At 72.6% G+C, this 773-nt stretch carries 1 protein-coding gene; it reads left to right on the forward strand.

Going from position 1 to position 773, the window contains the following annotated elements; translation table 11 throughout:
- On the forward strand, positions 1–773 hold a 773-nt coding region (locus ACEN88_RS33185), incomplete at both ends, for a hypothetical protein (protein WP_413346562.1).

Genomic DNA, 773 nt, shown 5'->3' on the forward strand with positions numbered 1-773 from the left:
GGGCGTCTTTTTTTTTAACCCCCCCCGCCCCGCCGGGGGGGGGGGGCGCCCCCGGGGGGGGGCCCCCGGCCGCCCGGCCTGCACTGCGAATCCGTCCGCCCCGCACTGCGGCGAGATCATGCCGACGTACGAGACGTGCTCGGCCCAGCCCACCGCGCCGGGCTGCGGTGCCATCATCAAGGAACACGACGCGATCACCGCGTGCATGGCCGACCCGAAGGCGCCGGGCTGCACGACCACGTTGCCCGTGTACGACGTCTGCAAGACGGCGCCGGCGACCTATGGCTGCGCCGTCGTCATCAAGGAACACGACGCCATCAGCGCCTGCATCGCCGATCCGAAGGCGCCGGGCTGCACGGCGACCTTGCCGCCGCTGGACCAGTGCCGCGCGGACGGCAGCGCCTACGGCTGTGCGGCCGTGCTGGCGCGCGCCCGGTTCGACGCCTGTCTTGCAAATCCGTCCGGCGCGGGCTGCGGCGACATCCTGCCGAAGCTGGACGTGTGCAAGCTGACGCCGTCGCTGGAAGGTTGTACGCAGGTGCTGGCGCTGGGCTTCCAGGCCTGCCTCGCGAACCCCCACGATGCGAGCTGCAGCGGCATCCTGCCCACGCTGACGCAATGCCAGGGCAATACCAAGCTGCCCGGCTGCGACGCCGTGCTGCCGACCCTGGCGCAATGCATCGGCAGTCCGAGCCTGCAGGGCTGCGACGTGCGCCTGCCGAGCCTCGCCGTCTGCGCGGCGGCGCCGAACACGGCGGGCTGCGAGGCCGTGC

Source organism: Massilia sp. CT11-108 (assembly GCF_047302915.1).
GTDB classification, from domain to species: Bacteria; Pseudomonadota; Gammaproteobacteria; order Burkholderiales; family Burkholderiaceae_D; genus Telluria; species Telluria orientalis.